General features: G+C 70.9%; 12 protein-coding genes. 9 read left to right on the top strand and 3 right to left on the bottom strand.

Going from position 1 to position 18,590, the window contains the following annotated elements; genetic code table 11:
• Nucleotides 1–6: 6 nt before the first annotated feature.
• A complete protein-coding gene (locus AC4PMY_RS04595; RefSeq protein WP_491622102.1) occupies nt 7–4,851 on the bottom strand; it encodes an ATP-dependent helicase in 4,845 nt (1,614 codons plus the stop codon).
• Between the two features lie 152 nt (nt 4,852–5,003).
• On the opposite strand from AC4PMY_RS04595, the gene AC4PMY_RS04590 reads away from it, so the two are divergent.
• Complete coding sequence (locus tag AC4PMY_RS04590; protein WP_064294286.1) at nt 5,004–5,573, top strand: NUDIX hydrolase family protein; 570 nt, start codon at nt 5,004–5,006, stop codon at nt 5,571–5,573.
• Between the two features lie 30 nt (nt 5,574–5,603).
• Here AC4PMY_RS04590 and AC4PMY_RS04585 read toward each other — a convergent pair whose 3' ends face one another.
• Both AC4PMY_RS04585 and AC4PMY_RS04580 read right to left on the bottom strand, forming a co-directional pair.
• Nucleotides 5,604–6,098 (bottom strand): GNAT family N-acetyltransferase, encoded by a 495-nt coding sequence (locus AC4PMY_RS04585; protein ID WP_085511004.1) that lies wholly within the window; start codon nt 6,096–6,098, stop codon nt 5,604–5,606.
• A gap of 109 nt (nt 6,099–6,207) precedes the next feature.
• Nucleotides 6,208–7,788, bottom strand: a complete 1,581-nt coding sequence (locus AC4PMY_RS04580) for a DEAD/DEAH box helicase (RefSeq protein ID WP_491622101.1) — start codon at nt 7,786–7,788, stop codon at nt 6,208–6,210.
• 478 nt (nt 7,789–8,266) lie between these two features.
• Between AC4PMY_RS04580 and AC4PMY_RS04575 the strand changes: the two genes are divergently transcribed.
• The 8 genes from AC4PMY_RS04575 (at nt 8,267) to AC4PMY_RS04540 (ending at nt 18,580) form a co-directional block, all read left to right on the top strand.
• On the top strand, nt 8,267–10,285 hold the full coding sequence (locus AC4PMY_RS04575; protein WP_491622100.1) for a glycoside hydrolase family 127 protein: 2,019 nt from the start codon (nt 8,267–8,269) through the stop codon (nt 10,283–10,285).
• Between the two features lie 77 nt (nt 10,286–10,362).
• Entirely contained in the window at nt 10,363–12,057 is a 1,695-nt protein-coding gene (locus tag AC4PMY_RS04570) for an ABC transporter substrate-binding protein (RefSeq protein WP_491622099.1), read from the top strand.
• A 45-nt stretch (nt 12,058–12,102) separates the two neighbouring features.
• A complete protein-coding gene (locus AC4PMY_RS04565; protein ID WP_064294392.1) occupies nt 12,103–13,038 on the top strand; it encodes an ABC transporter permease in 936 nt (311 codons plus the stop codon).
• Nucleotides 13,035–14,030, top strand: coding sequence for an ABC transporter permease (locus AC4PMY_RS04560; protein WP_064294283.1), 996 nt, complete (start codon nt 13,035–13,037; stop codon nt 14,028–14,030). Before AC4PMY_RS04565 ends, AC4PMY_RS04560 begins: the two co-directional genes overlap by 4 nt.
• Nucleotides 14,027–14,908 (top strand): ABC transporter ATP-binding protein, encoded by an 882-nt coding sequence (locus tag AC4PMY_RS04555; protein ID WP_064294282.1) that lies wholly within the window; start codon nt 14,027–14,029, stop codon nt 14,906–14,908. Before AC4PMY_RS04560 ends, AC4PMY_RS04555 begins: the two co-directional genes overlap by 4 nt.
• On the top strand, nt 14,905–15,783 hold the full coding sequence (locus tag AC4PMY_RS04550; protein WP_491622098.1) for an ABC transporter ATP-binding protein: 879 nt from the start codon (nt 14,905–14,907) through the stop codon (nt 15,781–15,783). The genes AC4PMY_RS04555 and AC4PMY_RS04550 overlap by 4 nt, the downstream gene beginning before the upstream one ends.
• Nucleotides 15,780–17,093 (top strand): alpha/beta fold hydrolase, encoded by a 1,314-nt coding sequence (locus AC4PMY_RS04545; RefSeq protein WP_064294280.1) that lies wholly within the window; start codon nt 15,780–15,782, stop codon nt 17,091–17,093. The genes AC4PMY_RS04550 and AC4PMY_RS04545 overlap by 4 nt, the downstream gene beginning before the upstream one ends.
• On the top strand, nt 17,090–18,580 hold the full coding sequence (locus tag AC4PMY_RS04540; protein ID WP_491622097.1) for an aminopeptidase P family protein: 1,491 nt from the start codon (nt 17,090–17,092) through the stop codon (nt 18,578–18,580). The genes AC4PMY_RS04545 and AC4PMY_RS04540 overlap by 4 nt, the downstream gene beginning before the upstream one ends.
• Nucleotides 18,581–18,590 lie beyond the last annotated feature (10 nt).

Genomic DNA, 18,590 nt, shown 5'->3' with positions numbered 1-18,590 from the left:
GCAAGTTCACCCACGCCGGAGCCGCAATCCACGTGGCGTCTCGACGAACCCGGCGTCGCGGAGGGCGTGGCCCGTCGGGGTGCCGAGCACGAAGGCGCCGTTGACCTGCTCGATGCCGAGCTTCTCGATGCGACCCGCTCGCACCGTCGCCGCCAGGGAACGCGCCCCGGCACGGAGCTGGTCGTCGTCCTCCGAGAACACGAGCGCCGTCTTGCCGCCGCGTTCCAGGTAGTAGACCGGTGCTCCGTCGACGAGGACGACGAGCGCACCCGCCTTCCGACCCGGACGGTGTTTCACCCCGGTGACCTCCTGCCCCGGCCACCCGAGGGCGGCGCCGTACGGGTTCGCCGGGTCGGTCGCGGCGAGGGTGACGGCGTCGAGCGGTGGTTCGTCATCGGTCCGGATGAATCCGCGCAGGCGGTCGACGGTGCCCGAGGAGGCGAACTGGGCCCCACCGAGGCGCTCCACGAAGTACCCGCGTCGGCAGCGGCCGTTCTCCTCGAACTGCTTGAGCACGCGGTAGGCGAGGGCGAAGCCGCCCGTCACCCCCTCCGCGACGACGGAGCCGCGCGTCACGACGCCGTAGCGCTCGAGCAGGGTCTCGCCCGTGGCGACAGCACGGATGGTGGCGTCCTGCTCGGCCAACGGCAGGATCGACCACCGTCCGCCGAGCGTCTGACTCGCCCGCGTCGACATCGAGGGACGTTGCAGGTTGCGCCCGCGGTACAGCTTCGATCGCGGGGTCTGCCGTTGCACCCGGTGCGCCGAGTTCCCCGAACCGGAGCCGACGAGCGTGCGGAGTGGGGAGAAGGTGTCGTTGGTGACGAGCCCGGCCCACACGAGCTCCCAGAGGGCGTCGACGAGAAGTTTGTCGTCCGTCGAGCCGACCGACTCCGCGAGCTGCCGGAAGAAGTACGCACCGCCCCCACCGAGCGTCGCGAGCAACTCGGTCTGCAGGGCGTCGGGGGTGTGCGGCGTCGGAGCGAGCGGCAGCGTGAGTGGTGCCGTGTCGGCGAGGTGGAGCGCGACCCAACCGTCGTTGCCGGGGATCGACCCGCTGCCCGACCACACGACCTCGCCCGTCGCGGTGAGCTCGTCGAGCATCGCGGGACTGTAGTCGGCGACGCGCGAGGGCAGGATCAGCGACTCCCAGGCCGACGCCGGGATGGGCGCACCGGCGAGCTGGTCGATGACCGTCGCGACGCCGTCGACACCGCGCAGCGTCCCGCCGAGGTGCTGCCACACCGGCAGGAACCGGGCGAACGCCTGCTGCTCGACCGGCTCGACCTCGTGCCGCAGAGCGGCCAGCGATCGGATGCGGAGCTTGCGCAGCACGCCGGCGTCGCACCACTCCGTCGCGTCGGTGGGGCCGCGGTCGGCGTCGTCGCCTTCGCCCACCTGCTGCCGGCCGGCGGGGAGGAACTCGCCCTTGACCACGCGTCCGGCGTCGGCCAACCGGGCGAGCGTGTGCTGGACCACCGCCGTCCCGAGACCGAAGCGCCTGGCCGTCTGTCCGGTCGTGAACGGCCCGTGCGTGCGCGCGTGGCGCGCGAGGAGGTCGCCCAGCGGGTCGGCGACCGGCTCGGTGAACGCGACCGGTACGCCGATGGGCAGCGGGGTGCCGAGGGCGTCGCGGAGTCGTCCGGCGTCCTCGATCGCGGCGAAGCGCTCCTCGCCGGCGATCGGGACGCGGATGACGCGCTTCGAACGTTCGAGTTCGGCGACGGCGGCCGCCGAGCGAGCCGGATCCGGGGACCAGGCTTGCGGGTCGTCGCCGCGACTCGCCTCGCCGTCGGCGGAGACGGCGACGCCATCGAAGGTCGTCCGGGCCGCGATCTCGTCGATGGTCAGCGGGCCGAGCATCCGCAGCGCGTCGGCGACGCCCTCGACCCCCTTGAGTCGCCGCTCGGGGTCGAGACGCTGCAGCTCGAGCGCGGTCTGCTCGATGACGCCCGGGTCGAGGAGCTCGCGGAGTTCGACACGGCCGAGGAGCTCGCCCAGCATGGTGCTGTCGACCGCGAGCGCGGCGGCCCGGCGCTCGGCCAACGGGCTGTCGCCCTCGTACATGAACGCGCCGACGTAGCCGAACAGGAGTGAACGGGCGTAGGGCGAGGGCTGATCCGTCGTGGTCTCGACGATGCGGATCGCGCGCGACTGCAGCTCGCGCGCGAGGTGGTCGAGGGCCGGGAGGTCGTAGACGTCCTGCAGACACTCGCGGAGCGTCTCGAGGATGATCGGGAACGTCGGGTACTGCTTTGCGACCTCGAGGAGCTGGGCCGAGCGCTGGCGCTGCTGCCAGAGCGGCGAGCGTTTCTGCGGCGAGTAGTTCGGGAGCAGCAGCGCACGGGCGGCGCACTCGCGGAACCGTGAGGCGAACAGCGCCGAGCCACCGACCTCCTGCGTGACGAGGGCGTCGAGCTCCTCCGGTTCGAAGACGAAGAGCTCGGCTCCCGGCGGCTCGCTCTCGGTGTCGGGCAGGCGGACGATGATGCCGTCGTCGCTCGCCACCGCCGAGCCGTCGACCCCCAGACGCTCCTGCACCCGGGCACCGACCGCGAGCGCCCAGGGCGCGTGCACACGGAGTCCGTAGGGGGAGTGGAGGATGACCCGCCAGTCGCCGAGTTCGTCGCGCGAGCGTTCGACGACGAGGGTCGTGTCGTTGGGGACGACGCCCGTCGCCTCGCGTTGCTCGCGGACGTAGGCGACGAGGTTGCTGATGGCCCGCTCGTCGAGGCCGGCTGCCTCGAGACGTGGGGTGGACCCCGTGCCGGTGGTGTCGAGCTCGCGCACGAAGGCGCCGATGGCGCGACCGAGCTCGGCCGGGCGTCCGATGCCGTCGCCCTTCCAGAACGGCAGTCGCCCCGGCTGACCGAACGCCGGGGTCACGAGCACGCGGTCGTGGGTGATCTCCTGGATGCGCCAGCTCGTGGCGCCGAGGGCGAAGACGTCGCCGACGCGGGACTCGTAGACCATCTCCTCGTCGAGCTCGCCGACGCGCGCGCCGGCGCCGGACTCGCCGACCATGAACACGCCGAAGAGCCCGCGGTCGGGGATGGTGCCGCCGCTCGTGACGGCCAGGCGCTGGGCTCCCGGCCGACCGGTCAGCACCCCGGCGTCGCGATCCCAGACGATCCGCGGGCGCAGTTCCGCGAAGGCGTCGGAGGGGTAGCGTCCGGCCAGGAGGTCGAGTGTGGCCTCGAAGGCCGAGCGGGGCAGGGAGGCGAACGGGGCACTGCGCTTGACCGTCTCGAACCAGTCCTCCACGCCGAGTTCGTCGAGCGCGACCGCAGCGACCGTCTGCTGCGCGAGGATGTCGAGCGGGTTCGAGGGGACCTCGATCGCCTCGATGAGCCCGGCCTCCATCCGCTCGGTCGCGACCGTGGTGCTGATGAGGTCGGCGCGGTGCTTCGGGAACAGGACGCCTCGGGAGACCTCGCCCACCTGGTGGCCGGCGCGTCCGACCCGCTGCAGGCCGCTCGCGACGCTCGGCGGTGACTCGACCTGGATGACGAGGTCGACCTCGCCCATGTCGATGCCGAGCTCGAGGCTCGAGGTCGCGACCACGCAGCGCAGGCGTCCGGACTTGAGGTCCTCCTCGATGCCCGCGCGCTGCTCCTTGGAGACGGAACCGTGGTGGGCGCGTGCGAGGAGGGGGATGTCGTCGTCGCTCTCCTCGGTGGCAGGCCGGGCCGCTGCGGCCGCGACGCTCGTCGATCCGCGGGTCTGTCCGCTCTGGGCCATCAGCTGCGCCGGTGGACGCCCTGCACCGGGGGTCGTGAGGGTGGCGTCGCTGAGTCGGGCCTCGTTGATCTCGTTGAGCCGGGCCGTGAGCCGCTCCGCCAGACGACGGGAGTTGGCGAACACGATGGTGGAGCGGTGCGCGAGCACGCGGTCGACGATCGCCTCCTCGACGTGCGGCCAGATGCTGCCGACGCGGTCTTCTCCGCCGCCGTCGCTGTTCGGGGTGTAGCCGGTGAACCCGCCACCGCTGCCGTCGTCGTCGGCCTCGCCGGGCGTCCGCATGCCGGCGTCGGGGTCGGTCATGTCGTCGACCGGGACGACCACGTGCAGGTCGAAGGTCTTCGCGGCCGGCGGGGCCACGATCTCGACCGGTGCGCGGCCCCCGAGGAACCGTGCGACCTCCTCGGCGGGGCGCACCGTGGCGGAGAGCCCGATGCGCTGCACCGGCTTCTCGAGCATGGCGTCGAGCCGCTCGAGCGACACCGCGAGGTGCGCGCCTCGCTTGGTCGAGGCGACGGCGTGGATCTCGTCGATGATGACGGTGTCGACCGTGCGGAGGGTTTCCCGCGCCGCACTCGTGAGCATGAGGAAGAGCGACTCGGGGGTGGTGATCAGGATGTCCGGTGGCTCCTTGGCCATCGCCCGGCGGTCGGCGGACGGGGTGTCGCCGGAGCGGACGCCGACACTGATGGTGGGTGGTTCGGTGCCGAGGCGGCGCGCCGCCTGGGCGATGCCGACGAGCGGCGTGCGGAGATTGCGTTCGACGTCGACGCCGAGGGCCTTCAGTGGCGAGATGTAGAGGACGCGGGTGCCCCGGGAGCGCTCGCGCTGGGCGGCGGCGGCCTCCGCCTCGTCGGCCTCGAGCCCGGTGAGCGGGACGCCGGACCGTGGCCGCACGGCGTGTTCGGCGATGGCCTCGGAGAGCAGACGGTCGATCGACCAGAGGAACGCGGACAGGGTCTTACCCGAACCGGTCGGAGCGACGACGAGGGCGTTGGCGCCGCGGGAGATCGCGTCCCAAGCACCCGCCTGCGCCGGCGTGGGCGCGACGAACGCCCCCTCGAACCAGTCGCGCGTCGCGGGGGAGAAGCGCTCGAGCACCTCGGTCATGGGTTCCATCATCCTGCACCCCACCGACACCGCGACCGGCGTCGCGCGCAGTCGCGTGGCCCCGTATGATCCCGCCAGGCGTCGGGCGCGGTGTCCGGTCGAACCGCCGCCCGGCTGGATCGCCGCTCGGCTCCATACGGTATGAAGGAGCTATGAGCGTTCGCACCCCTGACCCCAACCCGGAACCCGATCTCCCCGGCAATTCCAATCCGGGCTGGCTGTCGGACGTCGAACTCGAGGAGATCCGCCGCCGGCTCCCGCTGCTGTACGTGGAGGCCGTGCCGGTCCGCGTCGACGGCTTCGGCGTCGTCACCGAGGTGGGCGTCCTGCTCCGGGCCACCGCGCTCGGCGAGATGACGCGCACGCTCGTCTCCGGTCGCGTCATGTACGGCGAGACGATCCGCGACGCGCTCTTCCGTCACCTGGAGAAGGACCTCGGTCCGATGGCGTTCCCGTTGCTCCCCGCCTCGCCCGTGCCGTTCCAGGTGGCCGAGTACTTCCCGTTGCCGGGCTTGTCGCCGTACTCCGACGACCGGCAGCACGCCGTCGCGTTGGCGTACGTCGTCCCGGTGACCGGTACCTGCGAACCCCGCCAGGACGCGCTCGAACTCACGTGGATGACGCCCGAGGCGGCGTCCTCCGACGCGATCGCCGCCGAGATGGAGGGCGGCCGCGGCACGCTCCTCCGCGCGGCCCTCGCCTCCGTCGGCCGGCTCCGCTAGCCCTTCGACAGGCTCAGGGACCGGGGTGCGTCAGCGGGTGTAGCGGACCTCGTCGATCATCTCGCCGAGGAACGGCTCGGTCTTCGCCCCACCGTCGAGGACGAACCCGTTGCGCTGGTAGAAGCGGTGCGCACGCGGGTTGTCCGCGGCGACCCACAGGAACGAGGGCTGGCCGTCGGGGATGGCGGCGTCGAACAGCTGCTGACCGATCCCGGTGCCGTGCCACGCGTCCAGCAGGTAGATGAAGTAGAGCTCGCGCTCGCGGGGTGCGTCCTCCTCGCGGGCCGGACCCGAACCGGAGAACCCGACGATCTCACCGTCGACGAGGGCCGCGAAGTGCGTGTACTCGGGGCCCTGTGCCGCCCAGTGGGTCCAGAGCTCGGCCATGCGACGCGGCGACAGCTTCGCGAGCGTCGCAGCGCTGATGAGGTGGTCGTAGGTCTCGTGCCAGGAGGTGGCGTGGACGCGTCCCAGGGACTCGGCATCGACGTCGCGGACGGGGCGGACGACTGCGTTGACGTTCATGGTGGAACCGTATCCCGAGCGCCCCCGTCTCGCGAAATCGAGCGGGTCCGCGAACGGCGAAGCGCCGCCCACCCTGCGGTGGACGGCGCTTCGTTCGAGCGGTTCGCTACTAGTTGCCGCTGGACGCGCGACGGTTGGTCCGGGGACGCGAGGACTCGGCGGGAGCGCCTGAGTTCGCGGCGTAGCCGGTGCTGTAGTGCGTGCGGCTGCCACCGGTGGCGGCACCCGCACGGGCACCGCCCGAGCGACCGGCGCCGGAGCGCTGTCCTCCCTGACCACCGTTGCCGCCGGCGGGACGACCGCCACGACGACCGCCGCCGCCCTGGCCTCCCTCGCGAGGAGCGCTGTCGCGGCTCGCACCGGCACGGGCGCCGTCGCGGTCGCGGTGACCGTTGCCGAGGCCGTTGCCGTCGCGGGCTGCACGCTTGCGCTGCGCGTTGGCACCCTGCGAGCGACCGCCGCCGCCACCCTGCTGCTGCACGGCCGCGCGCGGCGCCGGCTTCACGTAGGGGGCGACGTCGCCGATGAGCTCGAGGACCGCCGGGGAGGTCGCGGTGACCGCCTGCGGGGTGACGGTGATCTCGGCCTTGCGGAGGAGCTTCTTGAGGTCGTCCATCTGGCCGGGGATCGCGAGGGTCACGACGTCACCGGCGCTGCCCGCGCGAGCCGTTCGGCCCGAGCGGTGCAGGTACGCCTTGTGCTCGGTCGGCGGGTCGACGTGGATGACGAGCTCGACGTCGTCGACGTGCACACCGCGTGCGGCGACGTCGGTGGCGACGAGGACCTTGGCGGTGCCGGCGCTGAAGGCCGCGAGGTTGCGATCGCGGGCCACCTGCGAGAGGTTGCCGTGCAGGTCGACCGCGGGGATGCCGGAGTCGGTGAGCTGCTTCGCGAGCTTCTTGGCGTGGTGCTTCGTGCGCATGAAGAGGATGCGACGGCCGCTACCCGAGGCGAGGGCCTGGATGAGGTCCTTCTTCGACTCGACCGAGGGGGTCGTGAAGACGTGGTGGGTCATCGCGGCGACGGGCGAGTTCGCCTCGTCGACGGAGTGGAGCACCTCGTTCTGCAGGAACTTGCGGACGAGCTTGTCCACGCCGTTGTCGAGCGTCGCGGAGAACAGCAGACGCTGCCCGCCGCGAGGCGTCTTGTCGAGGATGCGCGTGACGACCGGCAGGAAGCCGAGGTCGGCCATGTGGTCGGCCTCGTCGAGGACGGTGATCTCCACGGCGTCGAGGTTCACGAAGCCCTGCTTCATGAGGTCCTCGAGGCGGCCGGGGCAGGCGATGACGATGTCGACGCCGGCGCGGAGCGCCTCTTCCTGACGCTTCTGCGAGACGCCGCCGAAGATCGTGGTGGTCTTCAGCGAGTAGGCGTCGGCCAGCGGCTGCATGACCGCGGCGATCTGGGTGGCGAGCTCGCGGGTCGGGGCGAGGACGAGTCCGAGCGGGCGACCCGGACGGCGCTTGCCGCCGGCGAGGGCGCCGCCGAGACGGGCGACCATCGGGATGCTGAAGGCGAGGGTCTTGCCGGAGCCGGTCTTGCCGCGGCCGAGGACGTCGCGTCCGCCGAGGGTGTCGGGGAGCGTGTCGATCTGGATGGGGAACGCGCTCGTCTTGCCGTCCTTCGCGAGGGAGGCGACGAGTGGTGCCGGGACGCCGAGGGCGTCGAAGGTGATGGTTGCTTCGGTCATGGGTGTGTGTCTCTTTCAGGCACGGCCACGAGCTTCGATGACGGCTGCCGGCGCACTCGTGTGCGGTAGCGGGCACTGCCGGGACGACCACGCACGTGATGACTCACGTGGATGGTACGGCGTGCTTCCGTCGGCGTCGTCGCTGGTGGGAGGTGGCGAAGGCGCAGGTCGCGCATCCGTTCGCCGTATGAAGTGTCATCGACCCTGGCATGCACCGCTGGGTGCCGTGCAGGGGAGAGAGGGAGCGTTCTACGACGCAAGCGAGTACCGCACCGGATGGCGCGATCGCACGCAAGTTCCTCCAGCGTAGCGCATCCGGCGAGGAGTCTGCTGGGAGTGGCGCGTTACGGCTGTGTTTCCATCTCCTGGAATCGGTCGTCGGCGCTTGACAGTCCGCTGGAGCGGGTGAGTAATGTGTCACCCACCACAAACCCGGATCCGTGTACTGTGTCACACGGTACAGAAAGGCCTGTCGCCCATGAGCTTCGACGAAGACGCCCGAGCAGCGAGCACCGCGGTGCACGCGGGAGGCCGTTACGCCGCCGTCGCACCGATCGCCGGAGTCCGCATCCCGCTGGGTGCCGGACAGGTCGCGCTGGGCGACGGCGAACTCGGTGCGTGGCAGCGTCGGAACCGGGGCGCCACCGTCCCGCACTCGATCGAGCAGCTCCGCCTCGCCGGCAACCTCGACAACCTGGCCCGGATCGCCGACCCCGGCGACGGCACGTCACGCTTCCGCGGGCGCTACCCGTTCCTCGACACGGACGTCTTCAAGACCCTGGAAGGCCTCGCCTACCTGCTCGCCGAGGACGAGGTCGTCGGCGCGGCACCCGGCGATGTCCGCGACTTCTACGAGGAGGCCGTCGGTGTCATCGAAGCCGCGCAGCGGGAGGACGGGTACCTCAACTCCTATTTCCAGGCTCCGGAGATCGAGAAGGAACCCTGGGAGGACCTCGCCTGGGGCCACGAGTTGTACAACCTCGGGCACCTCATCCAGGCGGCGATCGCCGCGAAGCGCCGTCTCGGCGACGACCGTCTGCTGAACGTCGCCCGGGCCTTCGCCGACCTCGCCGTCGATCGGTTCGGACCGGACGGCGACCCGCAGGTGTGCGGGCACCCCGAGGTCGAGATGGCCCTGGTGGAGCTCTTCCGTGAGACCGGCGTGCGGTCCTACCTCGAGCTCGCGACCGCGTTCGTCGACCGCCGCGGCCACGGCACGGTCGAGCTCCGGGTCTTCCCCGCCGAGTACTTCCAGGACTCGGCCCCGCTGCGCGACCTCGACTCCGTGACCGGACACGCCGTCCGCATGGCGTACCTGGCCGCCGGGGCGACCGACGTCGCCCTCGAACGCGGCGACCAGGATCTGCTCGCGTCGCTGCAGCGGCTCTGGGACGACATGGTGGAGACGAAGCTCTACCTCACGGGCGGCCTCGGGAGCCGACACTCCGACGAGGCGATCGGCGACCGCTACGAGCTGCCGTCCGAACGCTCCTACAGCGAGACGTGCGCCGCGATCGCCGTGATGCAGTGGGGCTGGCGCCTGTACCTCGCGACCGGGTCGGCGGCCGTCCTCGACACCGTCGAGACCGTCCTCTACAACGCCTACGCCGCCGGCCTCTCCGCGGACGGCACGGCCTTCTTCTACGACAACCCGCTGCAGCGTCGCCCCGACCACCTGCAGCGGTCGGGGGCGGAAGCGGACGGCGAACTCCTCAGGCGGAGCTGGTTCGGGTGCCCGTGCTGCCCGCCGAACATCGTGCGCTGGACCGCGGAGCTGCAGGACCACCTCGCGACGTCGACTCCCGCCGGTGTCGAAGTCGCGCACCTCACCGCGGCGTCGATCACGACCGAGCGGCTCTCCGTCACCGTCGACACCGCGTATCCGTGGGACGGAGTGGTCACCGTGACGGTGGACACCGCCGCCGACGACGAGGTCGAGCTCGCGATCCGCATCCCCGCGTGGGTCGTGGGCGGCTCCATCCGCGTGGGTGGATCGGCCGCGCCGCTCGAACCCGTCGACGGATGGATCCGGGTCCGGCGCTGGTGGCGTGCGGGCGACACCCTGGAGCTCGACCTCCCGATGCCCGTCCGGGCGCACGGCGCGCACCCCTCCGTCGACGCCCTCCGCGGCTCGATCGCCTTCGCCCGCGGACCGATCGTCTCCTGCGCCGAGCAGCAGGACACGACGGCGGACCTCGACCTCCTGCGGTTCTCCGGAGCCGACGCGGATCTCGCGGTCGTCGAGCACCGTCGGATCCTGGCCCGGGAGGGGATCGACGCCGTCGCACTGCTCGTCCCGGCGGCCGTCGACGCTCCCGCTCCGGCCGTGCTCTACCCGGTCCTCTCCGGTGCGCCCGAGGCCGAGCCCGCCGCGGCACCGCTCGTCGGTGTCGCGACGACAGCCGCGGCGACGCAGACCACCGCGACCCTCATCCCCTACGCCCTCTGGGGCAACCGCGAACCGGGCGCCATGCGCGTCTGGTTCCGCGCCCGCTGACCTCCTCCCGTCCCCGACCCCGCTCCACCCTCTCCACCCGCGGGCGACCCGCCCGATCGACACGAAAGCAGAGCGTCATGAAGCAACGATTCTCCATCCCCGCCCTCGCGGCGGCGGCCGTCCTCCTCCTCGCGGGGTGTACCTCCGCGGGTTCGGGCTCGGGAGGTGACGGACCGTCCAGCACCCCGGTGAAGGGCGGCACCGTCGACGTCCTCTTGAACGCGGACTTCTCGCACCTCGACCCGGTCCAGGGCTTCGACGGCGGCGTGAACAACTTCTACCGTCTGATCTACCGCACGTTGACGACGCAGTCCACGGGCGAGGGCGCCAAGGGCACCGAGATGGTCCCCGACCTCGCGACCGACCTCGGCACGGTGAGCGACGACGGCCTCCAGTGGACGTTCACGCTCAAGGACGACCTGAAGTTCGAGGACGGCACGCCGATCACGAGCAAGGACGTGAAGTTCGGCGTCGAGCGCTCCTTCGACCCGGCCATCGCCGTCGGATCGCCCTACGCCCGCCTCACGATCGCCGGCACGGACTCGTATGAGGGCCCGTACATCACGGGTGACCTGCCGTCCATCCAGACGCCGGACGACCAGACCATCGTCTTCACGCTCAAGGAGCCGTTCGCCGACTTCGCGAGCGTCGTCGGGCAGAACAGCTTCACACCCTTCCCCGCCGACACCGAGCGGGTGACGACGACGAGCCTCGACAAGATGCCGATCGCCTCCGGCCCCTACAAGGTCGACAGCTACGAGCGCGGTTCGCAGCTGAAGCTCGTCCGCAACGACTCGTGGGACCCGAAGACGGACGACGTCCGCAAGGCCTACCCGGACGGCTTCGACTTCACCTTCGGTCTCGACGCCTCGACCATCGACGAGCGCATGATCGCCGGCCAGGGTGACGACGCGAACGCGATCGCCGGGTCCGTCCAGGCGGCCTCCATCTCCCGCATCCAGACGCCGGCCCTCAAGGCACGCACCATCGCCGGTCTCCAGGGCTGCACCACGTACATGGGTCTGAACACGACCAAGCCGAACATGGACAACCCGCTGGTCCGCCAGGCCATCGCGTACGCCATCGACCGCGAGTCGGTGAAGGACGCCTCGGGCGGGTCGCAGCTCGCGGACATCGCGACCACCATGCTGCCGCCCACCGTCGCCGGTCACACCGAGTTCGACCTCTACCCAAGCAAGGACAACGCCGGCGACCCGGAGAAGGCCAAGGAACTCCTCGCCGAGGCGGGCCTGCCCGACGGCTTCTCCTTCACGCTCGACATCCGCAGCCAGCCCAAGATGCAGGCGCAGGCCGAGGCGGTGCAGCAGGCGCTCGCGAAGGCCGGCATCACGGTAAACTTCAACCTCATCGACACCTCGACCTACTACGAGGTCATCGGCACGACGTCGCAGCAGAACGACGCCGCCATCACCGGCTGGTGCCCGGACTGGGCCTCAGGCTCGACCTTCCTGCCGCCGCTCTTCGACGGTTCGCAGATCTTCCCGAAGGGCAACTCGAACCTCGCGCAGCTGAACGACCCCGCCGTCAACGAGCGCATCGCCGAGATCCGCGCGATGACCGACACCGACGAGGCCAACGCCGCCTGGGGTGCGCTCGACGAGCAGATCCAGAAGCTCGTACCGACGGTGCCGCTGCTGTTCGAGAAGACGGTCATGGTCGTCGGAGCCAACGTCGCGGGTGCGTACTCGCACGCCGGGTACTCCGGTGGCATCGACTACGTGTCCGTCGGCCTGTCCTCGGCCGGCGAGTAGTCGGAAAGCCGGTAGCCGCAGATGTCGTCGTCCGTTCCCAGTGAGCTGACCACCGTCGCCGAGGAGGTGGGTGCGCCGGTCGGTGCGCCCACCCCCGCGCGGCGGGTGATCGCCACCCTCCGTTCCAGCCCACCGGTGCTGCTCAGCGTCGCGTTCATCGTGCTCGTCGTGCTGCTCGCGATCCTCGCCCCACTGATCACCGCGATCAGCGGCTGGGGTCCGTACACCTTCGACAAGTCGGCGGTGGACTCCGACCTCGGCGGCGTGCCGATCGGCAACCTCGGCGGGATCTCCGCCGAGCACTGGTTCGGGGTCGAACCCGGGAACGGACGCGACATCTTCGCGCGCATCGCCTTCGGTGCGCAGGTGTCGCTGTCGATCGCCGTCTCGGCGACCATCGTCACCACCGTGCTCGGCGTGGTGCTCGGCATGCTCGCCGGCTTCTACGGCGGGTGGGTCGACCAGGTCGTCTCCCGCGTCATGGACTTCCTCATGGCGTTCCCGTCGCTCATCTTCATGATCGCGCTCCTGTCGGCCCTGCCCGCCGGCAACCGACCGGTCCTGCTCGTCGTGGTGCTGAGCCTCTTCGGCTGGCCGTACACCGCCCGGGTGGTGCGCGGTCAGGCGATGTCGCTGCGGACGAGCGAGTTCGTCGAATCGGCGCGTGCGTCGGGCGCCGGGGGCATCCGCATCGTCTTCCGCGAGATCCTGCCGAACCTGCGCGGCACCATCATCGTCCTGGCCACCCTCGCCGTTCCCGGTTACATCGGCACGGAGGCTGGCCTCTCCTTCCTCGGCGTCGGCGTCACCCCGCCCACGCCGAGCTGGGGCCAGATGATCGCGACCGCGGTCGGCTGGTACGCGGTCGACCCGATGTACTTCCTGATCCCCGGCACCTTCCTGTTCCTCACGGTGCTGTCCTTCACCGTGCTCGGCGACCGCCTGCGCAAGGCCCTCGACTCGGGAGACGCCGCCTCATGACCCTCTACCTCCTGCGCCGCATCGCGTCGGCGATCGGCATCCTGCTGCTCATCAGCCTCTTCACCTACGCCATCTTCTTCCTGCTGTCGCCCGACCCGGCGGTGCAGATCTGCGGCAAGACCTGCACCCCCGACCGCATCGACCAGATCCGGGCGCAGCTCGGGCTCGACCAGCCGTTCTGGCAGCAGTACCTCGAGTTCATCCGGGGGATCGTCATGGGCCGGAGCTACGGGGAGGGTGCCTCGGCGGTCTCCTGCGCGGCGCCGTGCCTCGGCTTCAGCTTCCAGACGAACGAATCCGTCATGGACATGATCACCGCGCGCTTCCCCGTGACCGCGACGGTCGCGATCGGTGCGGCGGTCCTCTGGCTGCTCGTCGGCGTCAGCGGTGGCCTGCTCAGCGCCGTCAAGCAGGGGACCGGCTGGGACCGTGGGGCGATGATGGTCGCGCTCGCCGGCATCAGCCTGCCGAATTACTTCCTCGCGCTCCTCCTGCAGTACGTCCTCGTGGTGCAACTGCAGATCCTGCCGTTCCCGCAGGCCGTACCGTTCGCCGAGGACCCGGTGCGCTGGTTCCAGAACTACCTCATGCCGTGGATCGTGCTCGCCCTCGGCTACGCGTCGATGTACGCGAGGCTCGTCCGGTCGAACGTCATCGACACCCTCGGTGAGAACTTCATGCGGACCGCCCGGGCGAAGGGCCTGCCCGCGCCGCTCATCCTGCGCCGCCACGCGCTGCGCCCGGCGCTCACCCCCGTCGTCACGCTCTTCGGCATGGACTTCGCGGGCCTCCTCGGTGGCGCCCTCATCACCGAGACGGTGTTCGGACTGAACGGCGTCGGCAAGCTCGCCGCCGACTCGATCGCGAAGAACGACCAGCCGGTCATCATGGGCGTCACCCTCCTGGCCGCGTTCTTCGTGGTCATCGGCAACGTCGTGGTCGACGTCGCGTACACGTTCCTCGACCCGAGAGTGAGAGTGAAGAGCGCATGAGCCCCACCGTCACCAGGACCATCTCCCTGCCCGTCCCCGGGGCGGCGCTGCTCGAGGTCGACGACCTCACGGTCACCTTCCCGACCACCTCCGGTGACGTCGACGTGGTGCGGAAGGCGTCGTTCACGGTCCAGCACGGCCAGACCCTCGGCATCGTGGGCGAGTCCGGCTCCGGCAAGTCCATGACCTCGCTCGCGATCATGGGACTGCTCCCGAACGGCGGGCGCACGACCGGCAGCGTCCGACTGAGCGGACACGAGCTCGTCGGGCGCAGCGACCGTGAGATGCGCCGCGTGCGCGGCGACCGGATCGCGATGGTCTTCCAGGATCCGCTCTCCTCGCTCAACCCGTACTACACCGTCGGACTGCAGATCGAGGAGGCGTACCGCGCCCATCGCGGCGGTTCCCGGAAGGCCGCCAGGGCCGTCACGATCGAAGCCCTCGAACGGGTCCGCATCGCGGACGCCTCCCGGCGCGTCGACCACTACCCGCACCAGTTCTCGGGCGGCATGCGGCAGCGCATCATGATCGCCATGGCGCTCTGCCTGGAACCCGACCTGCTCATCGCGGACGAACCGACGACAGCACTCGACGTCACCGTCCAGGCGCAGATCCTCGACCTCCTCTCCGAACTGCAACGCGAGACCGGCACCGGCATGATCTTCATCACCCACGACCTCGCCGTGGTCAGTCAGGTCGCCGACGACGTGCTCGTCATGCGTGGCGGCGACCCCGTCGAGATGGGCACCGCCGAGCAGATCTTCTCCCGCCCGCAGGCGCCGTACACCCGTTCACTGCTCGACGCCCTGCCGCGGATCGACGACCCGTTCTCCGAGCGGCCGACGGCACCCGCCACCACCGGAGAGGGACGGGCATGAACGACGCACCAGTGCTCCTGCAGGCCACCGGGCTCACGAAGGACTTCACGACCAAGGGTGACGGGGCGTTCCGCGCACGCACCACCCGGTTCCGCGCCGTCGACGACGTCGGGTTCGCCGTCCGCGCCGGGGAGACGCTCGGCATCGTCGGGGAGTCGGGCAGCGGCAAGTCGACGACCGCGCGGATGATCGCGAAGCTCATCGAACCGACCGCCGGCACGATCACCTTCGACGGCGAGGACGTCACCACCGCGCGTGGCCCGGCGCTCGCCGCGTTCCGGACGAAGGTGCAGGTCGTCTTCCAGGACCCGTTCTCCTCCCTGAACCCCCGGCACACCGTCGAGCGCATCGTGTCGGCGCCGCTCGACTACCAGGGCATCACCCCGAAGCAGGGCAAGCGCGCCCTCGTGCGCGACCTCCTCGACCGCGTCGGCCTGAACCCCGACCACCTCCAGCGCTACCCGCGGCAGTTCTCCGGCGGCCAGGCCCAGCGCATCGGGATCGCCCGGGCGCTCGCCGTCTCCCCGAAGCTCGTCATCTGCGACGAGGCGGTGTCGGCGCTCGACGTGTCGGTGCAGGCACGCATCATCGACCTGTTGCGCGACCTGCAGGCCGAGCGCGGCCTGAGCTACCTGTTCATCGCGCACGACCTCGCCGTCGTGCGGCAGATCGCCCACGACGTCGCCGTCATGCACCGGGGCAAGGTGGTCGAGCAGGGTGACCGCGAGGCGATCTTCGACCACCCGCAGGACGAGTACACGAAGACCCTGCTCGCCGCCGTGCCCACGATCGACCCGAGCTGGGAGGCCGCGCGTGCCACCATGCTCGAACAGGAGCGGACGCACGGATCGACCGCCGGAAGGACAGAGGCATGACCCACCGCACCACCACCTACCTACTGCCGGGGATCCATGTGACCGACCACACGGTCGACGTCCCGCTCGACTGGCGGCGCCCCGACGACGGCCGCACGATCAGCCTGTTCGCCCGCGAACTCGTCGACCCTCTGCGTCGCGACGAGCAGCTCCCGGTCCTCGTGTTCCTCCAGGGCGGACCGGGCGGCAAAGGCCCGCGTCCGGTGTCCAGGGACGGCTGGGTCGCCGAGGCCCTCCGCACCTTCCGGCTCGTGCTGCTCGACCAGCGCGGCACCGGCCGGAGCACCAGGATCGACGGCCGGTCCATCGCGGCCGTCGGTGACGCTGCCGCACAGGCCGAGTACCTGGAACGCTTCCGGGCCGACTCGATCGTCGACGACGCCGAGTACCTGCGCCGCACCGTCTTCGGTGGCCGTCGCTGGTCGACGCTCGGTCAGAGCTACGGCGGGTTCCTCACCCTCACCTACCTCTCGCGAGCCCCGGAGGGACTGGCCGCCTGTTACGTCACGGGCGGTCTGGCAGGCATCCACCCGTCGGCGGCTGAGGTCTACCGCCGCACCTATCCGCGCACGGAGCGCAAGAACCGGGCCTTCGCCGAGCGGTACCCCCAGGACGTCGACACCGTCGCGCGGATCGCCGACCGACTCGCCGCCGATGAGGTGCTCCTGCCGGACGGCGACCGACTCACCGTGCGGCGCTTCCAGAACCTTGGGATCGACTTCGGGATGAAGCCCGGTTACGAGCGTCTCCACTGGCTGCTCGACGAGGCGTTCGACAGCGGCGACCGCTTGAGCGACACCTTCCTGGCGCAGGTCTGGGGGAGGACGTCCTACGTCGACAACCCCCTCTTCATCGCCCTGCAGGAGAGCATCTACGGTGCCGCCGGCTCGGGGGCGACCGCGTGGGCGGCGCAGGCCGAGCGCGATGCACGGCCGGCGTTCGCCGAGACGGCCAGGCCGCTGCTGTTCACGGGGGAGATGGTCTACCCCTGGATGTTCGAGGAGATCCGCTCGCTCCGGCCCTTCCAGGGCGCGGTGGAGCGACTGGCGGCCAAGACCGACTGGGACCCGCTGTACGACCCCGCTGTCCTGGAAGCGAGCACGGTGCCGCTCGCCGCGGCCGTGTACCACGACGACATGTACGTGGACGCGCAGCTGCAGTTGGAGACGGTCGACGCGGTCGGCGGGGCGACCGCCTGGGTCACGAACGAGTACGAGCACGACGGGATCCAGGACGCCGCCGTGGTGCGCCGCCTGTTCTCGATGGTGGACGAGCGCGGCGGCCGTCGCGCGGATGAGGAGCAGGCATGACCGACACACAGCAGCAGACACCCGAGCAGACGGCGGGCCTCGCGCCGGCGACCACGGAGGCACCCGCCACGTCCATGCCGCGCCCGGCGAACCCGGACCCGAAGCTGCCCCGTCTGGCCGAGGTGCCGGCGTTCCGCGAGTTCCTCAGCACCGGCTGGGGCACCCCCGACCGCACGCCGCCGGTCGAGCCCGGGATCGCCGCAGCCGCAGCCGAGCACCGTCGTCGGTTGAGCGAGGCGTTCGTCGGGCGGACGCTCGTCGTCGCCGCCGGTCGCGCGCCCGTCCGGGCCAACGACTCGAACTACGACTTCCGCCCCGACAGCGACTTCTTCTGGCTCACCGGCTGCTCCGCCGAGGACGCGGTCATCGTGCTGCGTCCGAGCGGCACCGGTCACGACGCGACGTTGTACATCCCGGCACCGGCACACCCGGGCGAGACCGGATTCTTCGCCGACGCCAACCACGGCGAACTCTGGGTCGGTTCGGCGCCGGGGCCGGCCGACTGGTCCGCGGTCCTCGACCTCCGGGTCGAGGTGCTCGCCGCGCTGCCCGACGCGCTCCGAGGCGTCGAACGACCACTCCTCGCGGGGACCCTGACCTCGCGGCATCGTGCGCTCGAGCCCCTGACGGTCGCGCCGGAACTCGGCCGCGTGCTCTCGGAACTGCGCATGATCAAGGACGACTGGGAGATCGCGGAGCTGCGGCGGGCGGTCGATGCGACCGTCGGCGGGTTCTCCGCCGTGATCCGGGAGCTGCCGACGGCCCTCGCCGGCAGCGGTGAGCGTTGGCTCCAGGGGACTTTCGACCGGCACGCCCGCACCACGGGGAACGGCCCCGGCTACTCGACCATCGTCGGCAGCGGTGCGCACGCACCCACGCTCCACTGGGTGCGCTGCGACGGCCCGGTCCGCCCCGAGGACGCGATCCTGCTCGACATGGGCGTGGAGACGCGTGCGTTCTACACGGCGGACGTCACCCGCACCTTCCCCGTCTCGGGCACCTTCAGTCCGGAGCAGCGTCGCGTCCACGACCTCGTCGAGGCGTCCCACCGCGCCGGGATGGCCGCCGTCCGCCCGGGCCGCGACTTCACCGACTTCCACCACGCGGCCATGGAGGTCATCGCGCAGGGACTCCACGACTGGGACCTCCTGCCGGTGTCCGTCGACGAGGCTCTGAGCCCGGTCGGGCAACAGCACCGGCGGTACCTCGTGTGCGGCATCGGTCACCACCTCGGCCTCGACGTGCACGACTGCGCGAAGTCCTCCTACGAGGCCTACCAGGGTGGCTCGATGGCCCAAGGCATGGTCCTCACGGTCGAGCCGGGGCTGTACTTCCACGCCTTCGACGAGACGGTTCCACCGGAACTGCGCGGCATCGGCGTCCGGCTTGAGGACGACCTCCTCGTGACGGCCGACGGCGCCGAGGTGTTGTCAGATGCGCTGCCCATCGACGCGTCGGGCATCGAAGCGTGGATGCGCGCCCAGTAACCTGAGCGGA

This window comes from Plantibacter sp. MDV22-iso1 (genome assembly GCF_058408345.1).
This window is presented reverse-complemented; position numbering and strand designations above follow the sequence as displayed.